The following is a 21261-nucleotide window of genomic DNA, read 5'->3' as shown; positions in this document are numbered from 1 at the left end:
AAAAAAGGGGCACCATCCGCATGGAATGGCGCCCCTTTTTGTTGCGTCATGGATCAGCGGCCCAGCAACCCGCGCGCCTGGCCGGCGATTTCCGCCAGCATCGCGACATTGGGCGTCGCGGCCGCCTTGGCGCGCTGGACCAGCGTGCGGAACTGGCGGACGCGGGCGCCCTTGGCCTGCAACCAGTTTTCGACATGGGTGGCGACGTCCTTGCCTTTTCCTTGGGCGAGGAAGTCGAGCCGGACCTGCTGCATGTCGCGGGCAACGCCGGAGATGAGCAGGCGCTCCCACGGATCGGTCGGTTCCATCCGCGCGGCGGCGGACTGGACCCAGTCGATGCCGACCGCTTCGCCCAGATGGGTGAAGGCGCGGGTCAGCGCGACTTCCTCCACGCCCATGCGGGCCGCGAGCGAGGCGATGCCGACGGCGCCGTCCAGCTTGAACAGGCCGGCGGTGCGCACGGCCAGCGTCTCCGGCGCGCCGAGGCCGAGCAGTCGGTCGGTGACGGCTGCGGTGCGGCGCTGCGCCTCGCTGGTCAGCAGATCGTCCACCTGCCTGGCCAGCAACCCCACGCCGGCGGCCAGCTTCTCATGCCCCTGCGCCGGCAGCGTGCCGGCAGGGAGGGCGCGCAATATATCGGCGATCTGCGCGCGCATGCCGCTGGCAATGTCGCTGAACAGGGCAAGCCGTGCGCCCTCCGACATGTCCGCCGCGTCGATATCCGCCCAGAGCGTGCCGATGTCGTAAAGGCGTTCGGCGATCAGGAAGGCGCTGGCCAGGTCGGCGAGCGAACAGCCTTCCTCCTCCGCCAGTTCGAACGGATGGATGAGGCCGAGGCGATTGACGATGCGGTTGGCGACCTTGGTGGCGATGATCTCCTTGCGCAGCGCATGGCTGGCGATCGCGTCCGCTTCCTTCTTCTGCATCGCTTGCGGAAAAGCCGCCATCAGTTCGGCGATCATGCTCTCGTCCGTGGCGAGGTCGCCATGTTCGATCGCATCCTGCAACGCCAGCTTGGCGGTCGAAAGCAGCACCGCCAGTTCCGGGCGGGTAAGGCCCTGACCATCCTGACCACGGCGCAGCAACTGGTCGTTGGCGGCCAGCCCCTCCACCTGACGGTCGAGCCGGCCGGTTTCCTCGAACGTCTCGATCAGGCGGACATAGGAGGCCAGGTCGGCCGCGCCGCCCGCTTCGGCGATGGACAGGCCGAGCGCCTGAAGCCGGTTATCCTCCAGCACGATGTCGCCCACCGCGTCGGTCATGCTTTCCAGCAGCGTGTTGCGCTTGTCGAAGGGCAGGCGGCCTTCGATCATTTCCTTGTTCAGCGCGATCTTGATGTTCACTTCATTATCCGAGCAGTCGACGCCGGCGCTGTTGTCGATGAAGTCGGTGTTGATCCGCCCGCCATGCAGGGAGAAGGCGATGCGGCCCGCCTGCGTGGTGCCCAGGTTCGCGCCTTCGCCGATCACCTTGACGCGCAACTGTTCGGCGTTGACGCGCAGCCGGTCGTTGGCCGGATCGCCGACATCGCCATGGCTTTGCGCTGCGGCCTTCACATAAGTACCGATGCCGCCGAACCAGAGCAGGTCGGCCGGGGCTTTCAGGATCGCGGAAATGAGCGCGGCCGGCTCCATGTCCTTGTCCGTCACGTCCAGGATCGCCTGCATTTCGGGCGTCAGCGGGATGCGCTTCAGCGCGCGCGAGAAGACGCCGCCGCCCTTGGATATGAGCGACTTGTCATAATCCTCCCAGCTTGAGCGGGGCAGGGCGAACATGCGGTTGCGCTCTTCCCAGCTGTTCGCCGGATCGGGCGCGGGATCGAAGAAGATGTGGCGGTGGTCGAAGGCGGCGACCAGCCTGATCGCCTTGCTGAGCAACATGCCGTTGCCGAACACGTCGCCCGACATGTCGCCGCAACCCACGACGCTGACGGGTTCGCTCTGCACATCCACGCCCATTTCGGCGAAGTGGCGCTGGACCGAGATCCACGCGCCGCGCGCGGTGATGCCCATCGCCTTATGGTCGTACCCGTTGGAGCCGCCGCTGGCGAAGGCGTCGCCCAGCCAGAAGCCGCGTTCCAGCGCGATGGCGTTGGCGACGTCGGAGAAGGTGGCCGTGCCCTTGTCCGCGGCGACGACGAAATAGGGATCGTCGCCATCATGCACGACGACGTCGGCCGGATGCTTCACCTTGTTCTTCACGATATTGTCGGTGATCGACAGCAGCGACCGGATGAAGATGCGATAGCTTTCGGTGCCTTCGGCCAGCCAGGCGTCGCGATCGGCCTGCGGATTGGGCAATTGCTTGGGATAGAAGCCGCCCTTCGCACCGGTCGGCACGATGACGGCGTTCTTCACGCGCTGCGCCTTCATGAGGCCCAGGATTTCGGTGCGAAAATCGTCGCGGCGGTCGGACCAGCGCAGGCCGCCACGGGCGACCGGCCCGGCGCGCAGGTGGATGCCCTCCACGCGGGGGGAATAGACCCAGATTTCGCGCCAGGGCAGCGGCGCGGGCAGGCCGGGCACCAATGCGCTGTCCAGCTTGAAGGCGATCGCTTCCTGCGCGGCGGGGGCGTAGAAATTGGTGCGCAGCGTCGCGGTGATGACGGCGCGCAGCAGGCGCAGGATGCGATCCTCGTCGATCGCGGTCACGCGCTCCAGTCCGGCGTCGATATCGGCTTGTGCCTGTGCGATGCGGTCGGCCGCGCCATCCTGCGCGGCAGGGTTGTGCAGCGCATCGAACAGGGTGATGAGGTTGTTGGCGATGCCCTGCGCCTTGCGCAGCGTATCGGCGAACGTCACCATGCCATAAGCGACGCCTGCCTGACGCAGATAGCGATAGAGGGCGCGGAACAGCACGACGGAGCGCGGCGCGAGGCCGGCGGTGACGATCAGTTCGTTCAGCCGGTCATTTTCCGCCACGCCTTCCAGCACCTGGGCGATCGCTTCGGTCACGACATCGGCCCGGTCCACGACGACCTGCGCGTCGTCGCCCGCCGGCAGTTCCAGCACGAAGCGCTGGACATGGCCCAGCGTGCCGCCCTCCATGGCGCTGCCGCTGATCGCAGTAGTCATTTCCTCAATCACGCGGAAACCGAAATTCTCGAACGCGGGGACGACTTCGGACAGGGCGACGGGGACATGGCTGTAGAGTTTCAGCCGCAACCGTTCGACGCTGTCTTCGGGATTGCGATAGATGCGGATCGACTTGTCGCCTTCGCCCGACAGGCCGTGGATCAGGCGGATGTCGATCGCAGCCTCTTCCGGCCCCGCGCCGTTACGATAGGCGAGCGGGAAGCCGCCGCCATAGCGCTGTGCCATCGCGGCGGCGCGGCCCGGCTCCTCGGTCACGGCCAGCGCTTCCTCGACCGCCGGAATCCAGCCGCGCACCATCTGCTTGAGCATCCGGTCCAGCGCGACGTCATCGGGCACGATCCCGCCGTCGCGCAGGTCGAGGGTGATGCGCAGCAGCGCCAGGCCGCCTTCCTCCAGTGCGATCGACCAGCTTAGCACGGTGCCATGGCTCTTGAGCGCCAGCATGTCCTGAATACTGACGCGGCGGGCGGTGGACAGCTCGTCGCGCGGCAGCCAGACGAAGGCATAGAGGTGACGCGCCAGCGCGCTGGTGGCAAGCGCGAGCTTGGGCCGCGGCCGGTCGGTCAGCGACATGAAGGTCAGCGCGAGCCGCTCCAGCGTCTCCCGGTCGAAGCCGATGGTGATGTCATGGGGCAGCGCGGTCAGCGCATGGGCCAGCGTCTTGCCGGCATGACCCAGCGGGTCGAAGCCGAACTTGTCCATCAGCGTGGACAGCGCGGAACGCAGCAGCGGCACCTTGTCCGGCGTCGCCGACAGGCCCGTACTGGTCCACATGCCGGCATGGATCGACAGGGCCTTGACCTCCTTGCCCTCCCGCACCGGAATGATGATGAGGTCGAGCAGCACGAGACGATGGACGCGCGAAATACGGCTGGACTTGATGATGAGCGGGGTGCGCTTGCCTTCCTCGAACCAGCTGAAGGCGGCCTCCAGCGAGGCGGGTGCGATCAGCGGCTTGTCATGGCGGGTGCAGATGCCCAGCGGCGCGCTGCTGCTGCCGTCGCGGCCGACGATTTCATGGCCTGTCTGGGTGAAATGGCGGGCCAGGAACCAGCGCAGCAGGGCGGCGCCTTCCTCGTCCGGCACGGCGTCGGCATCGGCGGCCATGGCCGACTGCATCTTGGGCCAGTCGGCGACCGCGGCGCGGACGTCGGCCAGCGTCTCCTGCAACGATTTTTCCAGCGCCCGGCGCGCCTTCGCATCGGCGCGGTCGGTTTCGACATAGATCATGGATTCGCGGCGAGCGCCGGACGCATCCTCCTCGAACACACCCGTCACTGCACCGTTGCCGTCGCGCGTCACGAACAGGACGGGGTGGAACAGGCGGTGGATGGTGATGTCGGCCGCCGCCAGCGCATTGGCGATGGAATCGACCAGGAAGGGCATGTCGTCATTGATGATGGCCAGCCGCATGAAGCGGCCATTGGCGCCTTCGCCCAGCGTTTCCATCGCGATCGCTTCATGGCCGGGCTTGCGGCCATTGGCGGTGCGGCCCAGAAATGCGGCGGCGCCAGCCAGCGCAGCCTCGTCAAACCCCTCGCTTTCGCCGGGCAGGGCGCCTCGGCTGAGTGCGCCTTCCAGCGCCTCGCGAATATTCTTGTCGACTTCCTTGGTCTTCGCTTCCGCCAGCGCCGTCATTCGCTCACCTCTTGCCACGGGTTCGTCCCGCATGGATCATAACGGAGGAGGCGCTGGATCGCCGCCATGCGACTCCTCGGCTTTCAGGAGCGCCTATATGCGCCCGGCCAAGGGTCGGCTCAACCCTTGGCGAGAAATAAAATTTCTGATTCTTGAAATAATATGATGCAACGCAACATGGCCCGCGTGTCAGGGGCGGGGCCGGTCGATCGGCACGACTATCGTTCAGCCCGCACGGCATGTCGAGCGCGGATGCGTGCTGTATTGGCCTATTTTCTTACGTCTTTACGGCCAGTCACGGACGGACATGCCGTGTCAGCGCGCGGCGGCGCTGATCACCCGCTGGTTGAGATCGCTATCCTCCGGCAGGGCGGCGACGATCGCCAGCGTGCCATCGGCCTCGCGCCGGGCGATGACGACGGCCAGGCCATCGGCATCGGTGGCGACGGCGACCGGATCGAGCGCGGCGGCGGCCTTGACCGTGTCGCGCGCGATCCGGCGGCGATCCGGCTTGGCCGGGGCCTGCGACCGGCGTTGCGCGCGTTCGTCGCGAACCAGCGCTTTCAGGCCACCGACATAGTCCGAAAGATAGGACGCCAGCGATCCGACACTGAGGCCCGCGGTCATCGCATGGTCCAGCGCGGTCGCATATTCGGTGATGCGCGTCTTGTCGTAGGTCGCGCCGAAGACCAGTTTGATGACGGCGGTCATCGGACTGCGGGCCTGCGCCTTGATGCCATAATCGTGCAGCAGTTCGGCATAGTCGTCCGGTCGGACGCGGGAAACCTGCGCGAAATCATAGGAGAGGCTGACGGCGCGATAGAGGGCGGCATGGCTGCGCGCCTCGCTGATCCGCACGCGGGCGGCGCCGTCGCGGGCGATCGCCAGCCAGTCGGCAAGCGGCGCGTCCTCGGTCGGGCATTCCATCCCGGCCAGGTCGAGCGCGTCCTCCTCCTCATCCTCTTCGATGCCGAAGGCCAGGCTGTTGCTCTTCTGGTCGGCGGCGGGACCGTCGGCCCAGATCGGCGCGGCGTCGCGCGCGGCGGGCGCGCTGCGCATCGCCTCGTCCACTTCCAATTCCAGCGCGTCGGTCAGGCTGCGGCTGGCCAGTTCCTTCCAGTTGATGACGCCGAACACGAAGTCGATCGTCTCGTCATCGGAAGAGAAGGGCATCAATATGCCGCGATACATGATCTCCGCGCCGCGCTGGTTGACGAACTCGGCTTCGAAGCCGATCGGCGCGGCGTTGGCGATGATTTGCAGATAATGGTCGGTCAGGCGCGACAGCAGCGACCGGGCGGGCACATCGTTGATATAGTCGATCTTGCCCTCGATCTCGCACTCGGTGCGCAGCGCGGTACCAAGATAGACGATGGCGGGATTGTCCAGGCCGACGCTGAAGTCGAGCAGTACCGAATGTGGGCCGAAATCCTCCAACTGCTCGGGGACCAGATCCTCGATCGACGGAAGTGTGCGGTCGCCCAGCAGCGACGCCCAATAATTATAGGCGCGCACCTGCATGCGCCGTTCATCGGATATGACGGCGGGCGGCGCGTCCATCTGCGCATCGCCGACATAGTCGAAATCGTCCTCGTCATTGGCGGCATCATGCCCCCGCAGCGTGTCCATTCGATCGTCCTACCTTGCGCTGAAAAACTATTCCGGGACTCGACACTGGCATGGGATGGTAAATTTGGCGTAAACAGGATGGGGCGGATCGGCCGGCATGGGACGAGCGGGACGCAAGTGGAAAAAAGGCAGCGGTGAAGTGAAATGCCGGCTTGTCCAATCGCCCAACCGCTGTTATCTGCCCGCCCCTACGCCGCTTTAGCTCAGTTGGTAGAGCATCGCATTCGTAATGCGGGGGTCACAGGTTCGAGTCCTGTAAGCGGCACCAGCCCTTTCAATAGGCAATCCCCGAAATTCTTGGCGAAAGCGTCTTTCGGCTGATGGCTGAGGGGGGTGACCGGTTTATATGCCTTCGGGCTGATCCAGTGGGTCGGACGCGGGGCAGTGGGTATAGAAGGACGATATGCGCGGATATAAAGAACCCGGCTTCCAGGATCGGACTGCGGCGGCGCAGGACGCAAGGAAGAAGGCACTGGAGCAGTTGCGCACCAAGGCGCCGTTGAGCGAAGCGGAACAGGCCGAGCGGCTGGCCAGAAGCCTCGCCAAGGAAGCGGCGGCGCAGGAAAAGCGCGAGGCGGTGCTGCGCGAGCGGGAAGCGGCCAAGGTCGCCAAGCGTGAACAGGCGGAAAAGGCTGCGGCAAACAAACCTGCCGTCCTGACCGAAGCGGAACGCAAGGCGGCACGCGATGCCCGTTATGCGGCGCGCAAGGCGCGTAAATAGGTCATTCTCCGACCGGATGTGAAGGATCGGTTCTGGATCAACTCGCTAGCAATTTCGCCCGATCATCCCTTGATCCTGTAGAACTCATCGATACGGCAGACATACCCGGCGGCGGGCAGTTGCAACTGCTCCGGTCCGATGGCGATTATTCCATCCATTTCGGCTCGGAAGAGCTGATGGGTAGCTGCGATCATGTGTCGGAAGAGGCGCTGGCGGCGCTGACCTGCCAACGGCTGGGCCATCGCGATGGCGTTGTGCTGATCGGCGGTCTGGGCATGGGCTTCACCCTGGGGGCGGCGCTGGCGGCATGGTCGGCGCGATCGTCCATCATCGTGGCCGAACTGGTGCCCAAGGTCGTGACCTGGGCGAGGGGGCCGCTGGCGCATATCTTTCGCGACCATTTGTCCGATCCGCGCCTGACCATCGATGTCAGCGACGTCCATAACATCATTGACGCCTCGACCGATCGGTTCGATGCCATCCTGCTTGATGTGGACAATGGTCCCGATGGCATGATCCGCCCGGAAAATGAGCGGCTCTATTGCAACTGGGGCCTGCGCTCGGCCCATGCCGCACTCAAATGCGGGGGAATATTGGCGATCTGGTCGGCCTATCCGGACGGGGACTTCGGCGTGAAGCTGGAGGAGGCCGGGTTCGAGGTCGAAGAGGTGCGCGTCCCTGCCTTCACCGGCAGCAAGGATGAATTTCACCATATCTGGTTTGCACGAAAGGGGCATTGAACGGGACGTCCGGATCAGACGGCGCGATCCGCAGGCGCATCACGTCGACACCCGACAGGCGGATTCTTCCTGTAGCTGGAAATGGTCGCCCGCCTGCTGGAGAGCAGGCGGGCGAATGTGTGTCAGCGCTCGATCTGGCTGACGTCGCGCACCGCGCCCTTGGCGGCGTTGGTGGTCATCGCGGCATAGGCGCGCAGGGCCGGGGACACTTCGCGCTTGCGGCCGAATGGCTTCCACGCCCTGGCGCCGCGCGCTTCCATCTCGGCGCGGCGGGCGTCCAGGATGCTGTCGTCCAGATCGACCTTGATGACGCGCGCCGGGATGTCGATGACGATCGGGTCGCCGGTCTGGACCAGAGCGATCAGCCCGCCTTCGGCCGCTTCGGGCGAGACATGGCCGATCGACAGGCCCGACGTGCCGCCCGAAAAACGCCCGTCGGTGATGAGCGCGCAGGCCTTGCCCAGCCCCTTCGACTTCAGATAGCTGGTCGGATAGAGCATTTCCTGCATACCGGGGCCACCTTTCGGCCCTTCATAGCGGATGACGACGACGTCGTTCGCCTTCACCTCATTGCCGAGGATGCCCGCGACCGCCGCGTCCTGGCTTTCATAGACGCGCGCGGTGCCGTGGAAGACGAGGATGCTCTCGTCCACGCCCGCGGTCTTCACGATGCAGCCTTCGGGCGCCAGATTGCCGGAGAGCACGGCGATGCCGCCATCCTTGGAAAAGGCATGCTCGACCGAACGGATCACGCCATGTTCGCGGTCGGTGTCGAGGTCTTCCCACCGTTCCGACTGGCTGAACGCCGTCTGGGTCGGCACGCCGCCGGGGGCCGCGCGATAGAAGTTGCGCACTTCCTCGCTATTGGTGCGGCCGATATCCCAGCGGGCGAGCGCGGCCGCCATCGTGGGCGCATGAACGGTCGGGAGCGATGCGTCGATCAACCCGCCCCGCTCCAGTTCGCCCAAAATCGCCATGATGCCGCCCGCGCGGTGGACATCCTCCATATGCACGTCGTTCTTGGCGGGCGCGACCTTGCACAGGCACGGCACGCGGCGCGACAGCCGGTCGATATCGGCCATGGTGAAGTCGATCCCGCCCTCGAACGCGGCGGCGAGCAGATGCAGCACCGTGTTGGACGATCCGCCCATGGCGATATCCAGGCTCATCGCATTTTCGAACGCGGCGAAATTCGCGATGTTGCGCGGCAGGACGCTCTCGTCGTCCTGCTCATAATAGCGTTTGGTGATGTCGACGATCACATGCCCGGCCTCACGGAACAGCCGCTCGCGGTCGGAGTGGGTGGCCAGCGTCGACCCGTTGCCCGGCAACGACAGGCCCAAAGCCTCGGTCAGGCAGTTCATCGAATTGGCGGTGAACATGCCCGAACAACTGCCGCAGGTGGGGCAGGCGGAGCGCTCGATCGTCTGCACTTCCTCATCGGTATAGCTGTCGTCGGCGGCGACGACCATCGCATCGACCAGGTCGAGCGCGACCTTCTTGCCGCGCACGGTCGCCTTGCCCGCTTCCATCGGCCCGCCCGACACGAACACGACGGGGATGTTGAGGCGCATGGCAGCCATCAACATGCCGGGCGTGATCTTGTCGCAGTTGGAGATGCACACGATCGCGTCGGCGCAATGGGCGTTGACCATATATTCGACGCTGTCGGCGATCAGATCGCGGCTGGGCAGCGAATAGAGCATGCCGCCATGGCCCATGGCGATGCCGTCATCGACCGCGATGGTGTTGAATTCCTTGGCGACGCCGCCCGCCGCCTCGATCTCGCGCGCGACCAGTTGGCCCAGATCCTTCAGGTGAACATGGCCCGGCACGAACTGTGTGAAACTATTGGCGATCGCGATGATCGGCTTGCCGAAATCGGAATCCTTCATGCCCGTCGCGCGCCAGAGGCCACGCGCGCCCGCCATATTGCGGCCATGGGTGGTGGTGCGGGAACGATAGGCGGGCATGACTCGAAATCCTTCAGACTATGATGCGGTCCCTCTACAGACTGGAACGCGGCTGTGAAACATTTTATTCCTTTATTGCGTCATTTCTATCATTTTGTTGCGAGCGCCCCCGCGCGCGTCACCATGGCGATCCATGTCCCGCGATGGGACCGGCGGGGCGGGCCGGGCGATAGTGGACTGGCGCTCGCGATCATCATGGTTAAGAAAGCATTATGCCTTCTGTCCGGCCCCGTTCCCTGCTGCGTCCCCTTGCCCTGGCGAGCCTGCTGAGCCTGTCGCTGCTGACGACGGCGGGTGCGCCCGATCCTGCACGCGCGGCGGAAGAGGGTGTGCTGGCGCCGGGCGGCTATCGCTGGCTGGGGCAGGGACCATGGAGCGGGCCGATCTACATGGTCATCAGCATCGAAAAGCAGATGATCCATGTCTATAGCGGCGACCGGCTGATCGGCATGGCCAGCGTATCCACGGGCATGAAGGGACACCGAACCCCGACCGGCGACTATCCGATATTGCAGAAGCGCCAATGGCACCGCTCCAACCTCTACAGCAATGCGCCCATGCCCTATATGCAGCGTCTGACCTGGGACGGGATCGCGCTGCATGCCGGGCATAATCCGGGCTACCCTGCCAGCCATGGCTGCATCCGCCTGCCCTACGCCTTCGCCCGCGACCTGTTCGCCCTGACGAAGATCGGCACGCTGGTGGAAGTGACACAGGCGCGGCTCAGCGCCGCGCTGCAATATGACGCGCTGGTGCTGAGCGATCCGGGCAGCACGGTGGTGACGTTCGGCCCGGCGCCGGGGCGTGGCAGCGTCACCCTGCCGCCAGCGCCCGTCGATGCGGGGCGGGGCGACGCGCCGATGCTGGAAATTGATCCCGGCATTTTCGGGATGGTGCGGGGGTAGTCGACCAATCTTGGTCATTCCGCCAGATTATCACAACCCTTGAAACTGGCTGCCCATTCAGTTGACCTGTGGAACGCTGAATGACGAAATCTGGTGGGTAGCGTCCGCCTGCTAGTGCGCTTATCAGGCAATATGGACGAACGATCAGCGACAGATGCCTTCGACAGATTTCTACGTGTCAAGCAAGCCGCATTAGGCGAGGCGTTGGCGCGAGTGCCGCATGAGGCACGACGTCTCTCCGCAGGCTGGGCGTTCTTCTACCAATCCGAGGCATTTGTCGCGACGGGTGACGTCGGCGCAATGCTCGTAGGACAGGGGCCCGTTGTCATCCATGATGATGGCCGCGTCGTAGAGGGTGGCTCGCTCGACCGTGATCCCGAGGTTTTATTGCACCGCTAAGTCGAACGTCCGCAAGTGAGCGTTTGCTGCCAAGCGATTTTTGCAGCGCAGCGTCTGCCATCTGCGCTGATCTCTCCAATACCGGACTGTCGCAAATCTACCCCTGATCGCCGTTCGGTAGACCGATTCGCGCGCGATCTGCGCGATAACCGCTTGTTCGGTTTCGAGCAGGGAAGCGGACCGGACGAAAACGACGATTGCGAACATGTCAATTGCAGGCCAAAACTGTCAGATGGCTTCCTTGACGTTTCTATACCGGTATGACGGCACACCCAGGCTGATTCTTGACGACTTCGGTTGGCTTGAGATGAGAGTGGTCACGGAAAACCGTTCAGGTGCCGGAGGTTTCTGGGTCCAGTGGCAAAACGTCAAAGAGTTTGGCGAGAAGCTTTCGACATATCCGATTGATCCCGACGCTCCCATTTGCGAACAATGGGGATACAGCGAAAATGGCGCGTATGAGCAGGTTCTCGGAGTAAAAATTGCGCCTGCCAACAAACGCGGAGACCTTTCGGTCCGCGTTGAGATAGCCGACCAACACAACCCGACTGATTGTGTCAAAACTTCATTTCAAACGAACTATTCTAACCTTGCGACGTTCCAACTTGAGATAGCGCGGCTAATGGCTGGTGAGATCGAAGAAGCAGGCCTTAGCGGTAGATAATATATGCATGCTACACTTGCCGCGCGACGTGCAAGCGACGAGTCCTTGGCTGGAAGCAGCCCGGCCGCATGCGACCATTCTAGGTCATTCCGTCAGACCATGCGGATCGCTGAAACCGGCCATTCCCGCCGATGGCAAGGCGAAGACTGAATGACGAAATCTGGTGGAAAATCGCCGCAAATCATTCGTGCCGGATCATGCGTCGGTCTTCCCGCAAGGCGTCCTCCTCCCGCAGGCGGTAGCACTCGGCACATAGAATATTGATGCCGTCTGGCACCTCTACTCTGCCCTCGATCCAATGCCCGCCATGCTGGTCAAGGTATGCGTCGCATTCTTCACACCAAGCATCGCGCAGGTCGTCTTCACCTTCTGATAGGTAGCTCACGAAACCGATTGTATTGGGTCGAGGGGTTGCGGTTATATGCTTACAGACGAATGTAATTGGCTGCTCGCCGTGCTGACTACATTCGCAAAATTCATCGGTCATCGACCCGCCTTACCTGATATGAAATGCATGATAACGTCGGGATGGGATGTCCGCTACTGGGGCGATTGTTGCCGAACGATTTTTCTCCGCACAGCGTCAGCTATCGCCGGTAATCCCCCCAAAGCCGACCGTCGTAAATCCACCCATCCCGACCATTTCGCTGTTTGGAGATCATATCGGGACGAGTGCCGCCCTGACGGCATCCGGCTTATCGCAGGTCTCTTCCATCGCGACGGGGAACCGGGCAGAAAGGGGGCGTCCGGCACCGAGGCGAAGGAGCATCCATGCAGGCCCATTCCACGCCCGCCACCCCGTTGCCCACGCGCTCTCTCGCGATCGCGGCGCTTTCCACCATCGTCGAATGGTATGACTTCACCCTCTATCTCTATTTCGCGACCGTGCTGTCGCGGGTGTTTTTCGGTGGTGGTGCGGTCGGGCTGGGGGATGCGCTGGCCGGGTTTGCCATCGCCTATCTGATGCGGCCGGTCGGGGCGATCGTCTTCGGCCATATCGGGGATCGCTACGGCCGACGGCCGACCATGCTATTGTCGATGGGGATGATGACCGCCGCGATGCTGGCGACGGCGCTGCTGCCGACCCATGCGCAGGTCGGTCCGGCGGCGGGCTGGATGATGATCGGGCTGCGTTGCCTGATGGCCTTCTCCGTCGGCGGCGAATATACCGGCGTGGTCGCCTATCTGCTGGAGGGTGCGCGGGCCGGACGGCGGGGATTCGTGACCTCGCTCGCGTCGGCGGCGAGCGAGGTGGGCGCGCTGCTGGCGGCGGGCGTCTCCGCGCTGACGGTGGCATCGCTGGATGAGGGCGCGCTGGCGACATGGGGATGGCGCATCCCATTTCTGGTGGGTGCAGCGCTGGCCGGGATCATTCTGCTCGCGCGCTCCACTATGCAGGAATCCCCCGATTTCCTGCGGCAGCAGGCGCAGGCGACCATTCCGCAATCGCCCTTGCGCCACAGCCTGCGCCATCATCGCGCAGCCATCGGCCGGGGGTTCGCGATTTCCGCGCTGGGGTCGATCACCTATTATGTCGGCATCACCTATGTACCCAGTTTCCTGTCCGCCATGGGTGCGACCGGGGAGGCCGACGCGCTATGGCTGTCCACGCTGGCGGCGCTGGCCGTCATCATGGTCACGCCGCTGACGGGTTTGCTGACAGACCGGATCGGGCGCAGGTCGGTGCTGGTCGCGCTGGCAATCGCGGGCGTGGTGCTGCCGATGCTGCTGTTCCTGATGATGCGTGGGGACTTTGGGCTGGCGCTGGCGGGCGCGGTGGTGCTTGCCTGCCTCGGCGGCGCGGTCAGCGCTGTGGGCGCAGTCGCCACGGCCGAGCAATTTCCGGGAGAGGGGCGGCTGAGCGGTCTGGCCTTCGGCGCGACCAGCGCGACGGCGCTGTTCGGGGGATTGACGCCATGGCTGGCGCATCATCTGGTGCAGGCAAGCGGCTGGGCCGCCGCGCCGGGCGCGATGATCGCAATCGTGGCGCTGTGCGTGCTGCCGGTGCTGATCGCGCTGCCGGAAACCGCGCCGCGCAAAAACAAAAAGGCCGACCCGTCGCCGGATCGGCCGTCATAGACCTGGACCCCGGCCTGCGCCGGGGAACAGATTACGCCGCCTGCGCTGCCTCTTCGCTGGCGGGCAGGCGAATGAGGTAGTCGAAGGCGGAGAGCGCCGCCGTCGATCCCGCGCCCATGGCGATCACGATCTGCTTATAGGGCACCGTCGTGCAGTCACCCGCCGCGAAGATGCCCGGCTGGCTGGTTTCGCCGCGCGCGTCGATTTCGATCTCGCCGCGCGGCGACAGGGCGATCGCGTCCTTCAACCATTCGGTGTTGGGCACCAGGCCGATCTGGACGAAAATCCCCTCCAGTTCGACATCATGTTCGGTGCCGTGGTTGCGGTCCTTGTACGACAGGCCCGTCACCCGTTCGCCATTGCCGTCCACCTTGGTGGTGAGCGCCGATGTGATGATCTTGACGTTGGGAAGGCTGGCGAGTTTCCGCTGCAACACGGCGTCGGCGCGCAACTGGCTGTCATATTCGACCAGCGTCACATGGGCGACGATGCCGGCCAGGTCGATCGCCGCTTCGACGCCGCTATTGCCGCCGCCGATCACCGCCACGCGCTTGCCCTTGAACAGCGGACCGTCGCAATGCGGGCAATAGGCGACGCCCTTGTTGCGATAGTCTTCTTCGCCCGGCACGCCCATCTGCCGCCAGCGGGCGCCGGTGGAGAGGATCAGCGTACGGCCTTTCAGCGACGCGCCGTTTTCCAGCACGACCTCATGATAGCCACCCTCGGTCTTGGCCGGGATCAGCTTCGCGGCCTTTTGCAGGTTCATGATCTCGACGTCATAATCCTTGACGTGCGCCTCCAGCGCCGAGGCCAGCTTCGGCCCTTCGGTGCGCGATACCGATATGAAATTCTCGATATCCATCGTGTCGAGCACCTGACCGCCGAACCGCTCCGCCGCGACCCCGGTGCGGATGCCCTTGCGCGCCGCATAGATGGCTGCCGCAGCCCCGGCGGGGCCGCCGCCGATCACCAGCACTTCGAACGGGTCCTGGCGCTTGATCTTCTCGGCCGCCTTCGCTTCTGCGCCGCTGTCGATCTTCGCGACGATCTGTTCCAACTCCATCCGGCCCTGCCCGAAGGGTTCGCCGTTCAGGAAGATGGTCGGCACGGCCATCACCTTGCGCGCATCGACCTCGTCCTTGAACAGGCCACCGTCGATCGCGACATGGCTGATCCGGGGGTTGAGCACGCTCATCAGGTTGAGTGCCTGCACCACATCGGGGCAATTCTGGCACGACAGCGAGAAATAGGTTTCGAACGCGAAATCGCCGTCCAGATCCTTGACCTGCTGGATCAGATCCTGCGCGGCCTTCGACGGATGGCCGCCGACCTGGAGCAGGGCCAGCACCAGCGAGGTGAATTCATGCCCCATCGGCAGGCCGGCGAAGGTCACGCCGATATCGGTGCCGACGCGGCGGATCATGAAGCTGGGCTTGCGGGCATTGGAGCCGTCCACGACCGACACCTTATCGGACAGTTCGGCGATTTCGTTCAGCAATTCGCCCATTTCGCGCGATTTTGCGCCGTCGTCCAGCGACGCCACCAGCTCGATCGGCTGGGTGATGTTCGCCATATAGGCCTTCAACTGGCCCTTGAGATTTGCGTCCAACATCTTGTGCGTCTCCGTCAGGATTGGCGCGGCCTTGCGCGCGGCTATCCCGCCGCCGGATGGTGCGACCCGAAGGTCCGGCGTTCAGGGATAGCGATGAATGTCGATGGTATAAGCCCGCCGGGCCGGGGAGGGGAGAGAAGCCTCGACCCAGGCCCGACGGGTGCCTTTGCAGGACTTTGCTTAGATCTTGCCGACCAGGTCGAGCGACGGGGCCAGCGTGGCTTCGCCTTCTTCCCACTTGGCGGGGCAGACTTCGCCCGGATGGCTGGCCCAGTACTGGAGCGCCTTGACCTTGCGCAGCAGTTCGGCGGCATTGCGGCCCACGCCCTCCGGGGTGATTTCTACGAGCTGGATCACGCCTTCGGGATCGAGCACGAAGGTGCCACGGTCGGCCAGGCCAACGCCTTCACGCAGCACGTCGAACTGGTTGGCCAGCGCGTGGTTCTGGTCGCCGACCATGAAATAATTGATCTTGCCGATCGCCGGCGAGGTGTCGTGCCAGGCCTTGTGGCTGAAATGGGTGTCGGTCGACACCGAATAGACTTCCACGCCCATGCCCTGGAGGGTCGGGTAGATGTCGGCCAGGTCTTCCAGTTCGGTCGGGCAGACGAAGGTGAAGTCGGCCGGGTAGAAGAAGAAGACGGCCCACTTGCCCTTGACGTCGGCGTCGGTGATGTCGACGAACTTGCCTTGCTTGTAGGCAGTGGCCGCGAAGGGCTTCAGGGGGGTGTTGATGAGAGCCATGGGCTTCCTTTTCCTGGTTGAGAATATTGCGATTGCGAACACCCATGTAGGGATGCGGTCGATTCGGGAGAAATTGCTTTTCTCGGATGTGTTAAGTGAGAAAAGCGATTACAGCCGGTCTCACTGATCGACCGTTCCGCCTTGAATCTGCAATAATTTCAACATGGCGTCCTCGACCATCGCCTGCGCTTCTTCGGGCGAGAAGGTGGAGCGATCAAGGCACAGTTCCAGCCACAGGCCATCGACCAGTGCGCTCAGGCTGATTGCCGCTATCCGCGTCTGCGAAGAAGAAAGGGCAGGGGCCGCCGCCTGCAACAGTGCCTCCAGTTGCGCGCGGGTGCCGCCATAGACTTCGGCATGGACGGCGGCGATCGCCGGGTCGGATTTGACCAGACTCCAGAAGGCGATCCAGGTGGCGAGCAGGTCCGGGTCGAGGATCGGTTCGCGGAAATTGGCCCGGAGGCAGGCGCGCAACCGGTCGCGCGGATCGTCGCCCGCTGCCTCGATCGCGGCGTCCAGCGCGGCAGACACGCGGGTGCCGACATCGGCATAGGTGGCCAGGATCAGCGCGTCGACGCCGTCGAAATAATGGGTCAGCAGACCGGAGGAAACCCCCGCCCGCGCACAGATGGCGCGGACCGAGGTGCCACCTACGCCCTTTTCGGCGAGGCAGCGGGCGGTCGCCTCGATCAGCGCCTGCCGTCGTACATCGGCCGCCTCGCGCACGAAGCGCGCCCTGGGCTTTGCCGTAGCGGCGCGCGGTCCACCGGTGCGCTCTCCAGATCGGTCAGTCATCGTCATTCCCCCGCATGGTCTTTGCGCGCGGACGGGGCGGCTGGCAAGAGAGCGTCTCTGTCCAGGTCCACGCCGGAGGGATCATATCGGGACGTCCGGTGGTTGTGGTCGGGACAAGAAGGAGACTGACGGATGATGCGCGCCCTTTCCCCGCTTTTGTTGTTGCCCGTGCTGCTGGCCGGTTGCGCCAAAGGCCCTGATAACGAAGCGGTCGCTAACAACGCCGCCAATGTCGCGTCGGTCGAGACGTTCGACGAGAGCGACGCCGCGCCGACCAACAACCAGATCGCCGACGCGCGCCTGCCGACCGACGACTGGGTCGGCAAATGGACCGGGCCGGAAGGGCTGTTCCTGGACATCCAGCCATCGCCCGATGGCAAGCCGGGCCATTACGCCCTGACCAACAAGGATAATCTGGACCGACAGGGCGACTATCCGGGCGTCGCCGAAGGCAGCACGATCCGCTTCGTGCGCGATGGCAAGGATCTGGCAATCCGGCCCGGCAATGGCGACGAGACGGGGTTCAAATATCTGGCCGGCAAGAGCGACTGCCTGATCGTGGTGACGGGGCAGGAGGGCTATTGCCGCTAAGGGGTGAGGGCTTGGCCGGTTCCCTGCCATAAAGCCCCTCCCTTTCAAGGGAGGGGTTGGGGTGGGTGCGAGCAGGGCGAGCCTGCCACCCATCGACCGTTGAGCGCCGCTGCGCGGCGTGCCCACCCCCGCGCTCCTTAAAAGAGAGCGGGCAGCTATGGTCCAGAACCTTCCGCCCCGCGCCAATCACCCGCCCAACCCCTCCAGCGCCGAAAAGCGCTGTGACCACAACGCCCCATGAATCGCCATCCACTGGATGACGGGGCCAAGACCCTTCACCCGCGCCGCATACCATGTTTCGCGGCCAGCCCGGCGCGCGGTCACAAGGCCGGCACGTTTGAGCTTGGCAAGGTGGCGGGACACCATCGGCTGCGATACGCCCGACACCTGCGTCAACGCCTGCACATTCTGCTCGCCTTCCCGCACCAGGGTTTCCAGCAGGGCGCGGCGGGTGCCGTCGGACAGGGCCTTGAACAGGGCATCGGTGGCGGCGTCGCGATCGGCGTTTCGTGAATCACTTATCATCGTCAATTCATAATCACATGGTTATGAATATGTCCAGTTTCATGCGACGACTCGCCTGTTTTCGGCGTTAACCAAAAAAAGTCAGGCAGGCGGCGGCGGCGAGTCTTTTGCGCAACACCGCCTCATATAGAGTCTGGACCGACTCGACCGACTCAATATCTTGTGGGTGCCCGCTTCGTTCTCATCGCCGTTAACTATTTTCTGAAGCCCGGACCCTAAGCCGCTGATCTTGACGGCGGACTCCCAAGGACTCATCGCTGTGCCTCAAGATGATTTCGGGGGCTGACTATATGGGTGTTATGGAGCGCGTCGCAGCGCCGCGGCGGAAGAAGGCGATCGCGCCCGTAGAGATCGAGGCGAACCGTCTGCTACGCGGCGATTGCATCGCGCAAATGGCCAGCCTGCCCGACGCCTGCATCGACATGATCTTCGCCGATCCGCCCTATAATCTCCAATTGGGCGGCGATCTGTTCCGTCCCGAAGGCGGCCGGGTGGATGCGGTCGACAATGACTGGGACAAGTTCGACACGCTGGGCAGCTATGACCGCTTCACCAAGGCGTGGCTGCGCGAAGCCCGCCGCATCCTCAAGCCCAACGGCTCGATCTGGGTGATCGGCAGCTATCATAATATCTTCCGCGTCGGCACCGCGCTCCAGGACGAAGGCTTCTGGATCCTGAACGACATCATCTGGCGCAAGTCCAACCCCATGCCCAATTTCAAGGGCACGCGCTTCACCAACGCGCATGAAACGCTGATCTGGGCGAGCCAGGGCGAAGACGCCAAATACACATTCAATTACAAGGCGATGAAGACGCTCAATGACGAGTTGCAGATGCGCTCCGACTGGGTGCTGCCGATCTGCGGCGGTCAGGAGCGGCTGAAGCGCAACGGGACCAAGGCGCACCCGACGCAAAAGCCGGAGGCGCTGCTCTATCGCGTGATGCTCGCCTGCACCAAGCCGGGCGACGTGGTGCTCGATCCCTTCTTCGGCACCGGCACCACCGGTGCGGTCGCCAAGCGCCTTGGCCGCAAATGGATCGGCATCGAGCGCGAGAGCGACTATATCGACGTCGCGCTGGAGCGGATCGAAGCGGCGCTGCCGCTGGACGAAAGCGCGCTCACCATCATGCAGACCGCGCGTCAGCAGCCCAAGGTCGCCTTCGGCACGCTGGTCGAAACGGGCTATCTGAACCCCGGCGCGGTGCTGATGGACAGCAAGCGCCGCTGGCAGGCTGAGGTTCGTGCGGACGGATCGCTCAGCGTCGGCACGGACAGCGGTTCCATCCACAAGATGGGCGCCACATTGCAGGGCGCGCCGAGTTGCAATGGCTGGACCTTCTGGCATGTCGAAGTGGACGGCAAGCTGGCCCCGATCGACACGCTGCGCCAGACCTATCTGCTGGCGAACGAGCCTTGACCCCATAAAGGCAGATATAGTCTCCGTTCGCCCCGAGCCTGTCCTGATCGCCTGCCTTGGCAGGCAGTCGAGGGGGGCTGTCCTTCTCTTGAAGAAAAGTGCAGGGCTTCCACAAGCTCAGCCCGAACGGAGTTATGAAGTTGCTCCTCAAGCTCCCCCCCCACGCCCGCCTGTACCTCAAGCCGACATGGTTCGTGCCGACGCCGATCGGCCAGCCCGATGGCAGCGTGGCGCGGATGGGCAATGGGCTGATCTGGTTCCAGGGCTATGAACTGAGCGCCTTCGACGGCGCGCGCCGGATCGCGCGGCTGACCGTGCCGGTGGTGGATTTCCCTGCGACCCTCGCCGCGCTGCCCGATCCACTGGCGCAGCGGGCGCAGCAACTGGCGGCGAACATCTCGGCCCAACGCGCGCCGCTCATTCTGGGCGACCGGACGATCCGCTTCGACGCGCCGCAGGTCATGGCGATCCTCAACATCACGCCCGACAGTTTCTCCGACGGCGGCAAGCATGGGGGCGATCCGCAGGCGGCGGCCGATATGGGCTTCGCGATGGCGGCGGCGGGCGCGGCTCTGATCGACGTGGGCGGAGAATCGACCCGGCCCAGGGCGGCAAAGGTCTGGGAAGGCGACGAGATCGCCCGCATCGCCCCGGTGATCGAGCGCTTGTCGGCGGCGGGCGTACCGGTGTCGGTCGATACACGCAAAGCCGCAGTGATGGAGGCGGCGCTGGCCGCCGGCGCGGAGATCGTCAACGACGTCAGCGCGCTGGCGCATGATCCGCGCAGCCTGGAGGTTGTGGCCAAGGCCGGCTGCCCGGTGATCCTGATGCACGCGCCGTCGGCCGGCGATGATCCGCACGACAATCCCGCCGGCTATGGCGACGTCGTGGCGGACGTGTTCGACCATCTGGAGGCGCGGATCGCGGCGGCGCAAGCGGCGGGCATCGCGCGCGCCAACATCATGGTCGATCCGGGCCTTGGCTTCGGCAAAAGCCTGGCGGACAATCTGGCGCTGGTGAACGGCCTCGCCACATTCCAGGCGCTGGGCGTGCCGCTGCTGTTCGCGGGCAGTCGCAAGCGGTTGATCGGCGCCCTGTCGAACGAGGCGCCGGCGGCGGAGCGTCTGGGCGGATCGGTCGCGCTCGCCTTCCGCGCAGCGCAACTCGGCGCGCAGATGGTGCGGGTGCACGACGTCAGGGAAAGCGTGCAGGCGCTGCACCTGTGGCGCGGCCTGGCCGATGCGGGACTGAGCGCGGTCTGAGGGCAGGGCAGGGCAGGAGGGGAGGCCCGACCCGGAGATATTCGCCCGAACCCGCCGTCTGCGCCCTGTTATCGCCGCAGCAGCACGCCGCTGACCGATCCGTTGCGGACCGAGCAGACGAAGGGCATGTCGCCGTCGGCCGATCCCACGACGCCTTCGACTTCCCAGCCGGTGGACATGGTGCTGGCGCGGGGTGGGCCGATCAGGCGAGAGGCTGGCCCTGCCTGATAGAGCGCCTTTTCCGCGCAGGCATCGCGTGCGGCGCCGGCGGTGTCGATAGGGCCATAGCCCGGCGCGGCATAGGGCGTCTGGCGCGCATCGCGCTGCGCCTGCCGGTCGGCGACGATATCGCTGAGGATCGCCGCACCCACGACATGGCGCGGCACGACGACGACCTGCGCATGCAGGGGCGTGGCCAGTAGCGCCACCGCTGCAACTGTCCAACTCGCTGTCGCTTTCATGTCGGTCATC

General features: G+C 64.5%; 18 protein-coding genes and 1 tRNA gene. 10 read left to right on the top strand and 9 right to left on the bottom strand.

All coding sequences use genetic code 11. The features are described 5' to 3' along the window. Positions 1-53: 53 nt before the first annotated feature. The gene (locus ASE85_RS03710; RefSeq protein ID WP_056683574.1) at positions 54-4733 is read right to left on the bottom strand and encodes an NAD-glutamate dehydrogenase; all 4680 of its coding nucleotides are present in this window, start codon (positions 4731-4733) and stop codon (positions 54-56) included. Positions 4734-5048: 315 nt separating this feature from the next. Then, complete coding sequence (locus ASE85_RS03705) at positions 5049-6362, bottom strand: PAS domain-containing protein (RefSeq protein ID WP_056683571.1); 1314 nt, start codon at positions 6360-6362, stop codon at positions 5049-5051. Positions 6363-6554: 192 nt separating this feature from the next. On the opposite strand from ASE85_RS03705, the gene ASE85_RS03700 reads away from it, so the two are divergent. From ASE85_RS03700 to ASE85_RS03690, 3 genes are all read left to right on the top strand, one after another. Continuing rightward, positions 6555-6630 (top strand) — tRNA-Thr (locus ASE85_RS03700). A 135-nt stretch (positions 6631-6765) separates the two neighbouring features. Beyond that, positions 6766-7083: a DUF6481 family protein gene (locus ASE85_RS03695; RefSeq protein WP_056683568.1), complete on the top strand. Its 318-nt coding sequence runs from the start codon at positions 6766-6768 to the stop codon at positions 7081-7083. A 119-nt stretch (positions 7084-7202) separates the two neighbouring features. Next, complete coding sequence (locus ASE85_RS03690) at positions 7203-7823, top strand: spermidine synthase (RefSeq protein ID WP_235523180.1); 621 nt, start codon at positions 7203-7205, stop codon at positions 7821-7823. A gap of 122 nt (positions 7824-7945) precedes the next feature. Here the strand turns inward: ASE85_RS03690 and ilvD are convergent, their stop codons facing one another. Next, positions 7946-9796: a dihydroxy-acid dehydratase gene (gene ilvD / locus ASE85_RS03685; protein ID WP_056683562.1), complete on the bottom strand. Its 1851-nt coding sequence runs from the start codon at positions 9794-9796 to the stop codon at positions 7946-7948. 212 nt (positions 9797-10008) lie between these two features. Between ilvD and ASE85_RS03680 the strand changes: the two genes are divergently transcribed. The 3 genes from ASE85_RS03680 to ASE85_RS03670 all read left to right on the top strand — a co-directional run bounded on the left by ASE85_RS03680 (position 10009) and on the right by ASE85_RS03670 (position 11764). Continuing rightward, positions 10009-10701, top strand: a complete 693-nt coding sequence (locus tag ASE85_RS03680; protein ID WP_082462633.1) for a L,D-transpeptidase family protein — start codon at positions 10009-10011, stop codon at positions 10699-10701. Positions 10702-10833: 132 nt separating this feature from the next. Continuing rightward, on the top strand, positions 10834-11100 hold the full coding sequence (locus tag ASE85_RS24330) for a YrhB domain-containing protein (protein WP_082462632.1): 267 nt from the start codon (positions 10834-10836) through the stop codon (positions 11098-11100). Positions 11101-11332: 232 nt separating this feature from the next. Beyond that, positions 11333-11764, top strand: coding sequence for a hypothetical protein (locus ASE85_RS03670; RefSeq protein ID WP_056683556.1), 432 nt, complete (start codon positions 11333-11335; stop codon positions 11762-11764). A gap of 181 nt (positions 11765-11945) precedes the next feature. Here the strand turns inward: ASE85_RS03670 and ASE85_RS03665 are convergent, their stop codons facing one another. Next, positions 11946-12251: a hypothetical protein gene (locus ASE85_RS03665; protein WP_056683553.1), complete on the bottom strand. Its 306-nt coding sequence runs from the start codon at positions 12249-12251 to the stop codon at positions 11946-11948. Positions 12252-12535: 284 nt separating this feature from the next. On the opposite strand from ASE85_RS03665, the gene ASE85_RS03660 reads away from it, so the two are divergent. Beyond that, on the top strand, positions 12536-13843 hold the full coding sequence (locus ASE85_RS03660) for an MFS transporter (RefSeq protein WP_056683550.1): 1308 nt from the start codon (positions 12536-12538) through the stop codon (positions 13841-13843). A gap of 31 nt (positions 13844-13874) precedes the next feature. Here ASE85_RS03660 and ahpF read toward each other — a convergent pair whose 3' ends face one another. The 3 genes from ahpF to betI all read right to left on the bottom strand — a co-directional run bounded on the left by ahpF (position 13875) and on the right by betI (position 16994). Then, the gene (gene ahpF, locus ASE85_RS03655; protein ID WP_056683547.1) at positions 13875-15455 is read right to left on the bottom strand and encodes an alkyl hydroperoxide reductase subunit F; all 1581 of its coding nucleotides are present in this window, start codon (positions 15453-15455) and stop codon (positions 13875-13877) included. Between the two features lie 180 nt (positions 15456-15635). Further along, on the bottom strand, positions 15636-16199 hold the full coding sequence (gene ahpC / locus ASE85_RS03650) for an alkyl hydroperoxide reductase subunit C (RefSeq protein WP_056683545.1): 564 nt from the start codon (positions 16197-16199) through the stop codon (positions 15636-15638). Positions 16200-16319: 120 nt separating this feature from the next. Continuing rightward, positions 16320-16994 (bottom strand): transcriptional regulator BetI, encoded by a 675-nt coding sequence (gene betI / locus ASE85_RS03645; protein ID WP_056684336.1) that lies wholly within the window; start codon positions 16992-16994, stop codon positions 16320-16322. Between the two features lie 135 nt (positions 16995-17129). Between betI and ASE85_RS03640 the strand changes: the two genes are divergently transcribed. Then, the gene (locus ASE85_RS03640) at positions 17130-17585 is read left to right on the top strand and encodes a hypothetical protein (protein WP_443018473.1); all 456 of its coding nucleotides are present in this window, start codon (positions 17130-17132) and stop codon (positions 17583-17585) included. A gap of 186 nt (positions 17586-17771) precedes the next feature. Here the strand turns inward: ASE85_RS03640 and ASE85_RS03635 are convergent, their stop codons facing one another. Next, on the bottom strand, positions 17772-18110 hold the full coding sequence (locus ASE85_RS03635; protein ID WP_056683539.1) for an ArsR/SmtB family transcription factor: 339 nt from the start codon (positions 18108-18110) through the stop codon (positions 17772-17774). A gap of 290 nt (positions 18111-18400) precedes the next feature. Here ASE85_RS03635 and ASE85_RS03630 point away from each other — a divergent pair, with 290 nt between their 5' ends. After that, positions 18401-19528, top strand: coding sequence for a site-specific DNA-methyltransferase (locus ASE85_RS03630; RefSeq protein ID WP_056684332.1), 1128 nt, complete (start codon positions 18401-18403; stop codon positions 19526-19528). Between the two features lie 134 nt (positions 19529-19662). Then, positions 19663-20790 carry a dihydropteroate synthase gene (gene folP / locus ASE85_RS03625; protein WP_200928284.1) on the top strand — a complete coding sequence of 376 codons (1128 nt, stop codon included), beginning with the start codon at positions 19663-19665 and terminating at the stop codon, positions 20788-20790. Positions 20791-20858: 68 nt separating this feature from the next. Here folP and ASE85_RS03620 read toward each other — a convergent pair whose 3' ends face one another. Beyond that, positions 20859-21251 (bottom strand): hypothetical protein, encoded by a 393-nt coding sequence (locus ASE85_RS03620; protein ID WP_056684326.1) that lies wholly within the window; start codon positions 21249-21251, stop codon positions 20859-20861. Positions 21252-21261: the final 10 nt, after the last annotated feature.

The organism is Sphingobium sp. Leaf26, from assembly GCF_001421665.1.
GTDB lineage: Bacteria > Pseudomonadota > Alphaproteobacteria > Sphingomonadales > Sphingomonadaceae > Sphingobium.
Note: the sequence above shows the minus strand (reverse complement) of the source record. Positions and strands in the feature narration are given on the sequence as shown.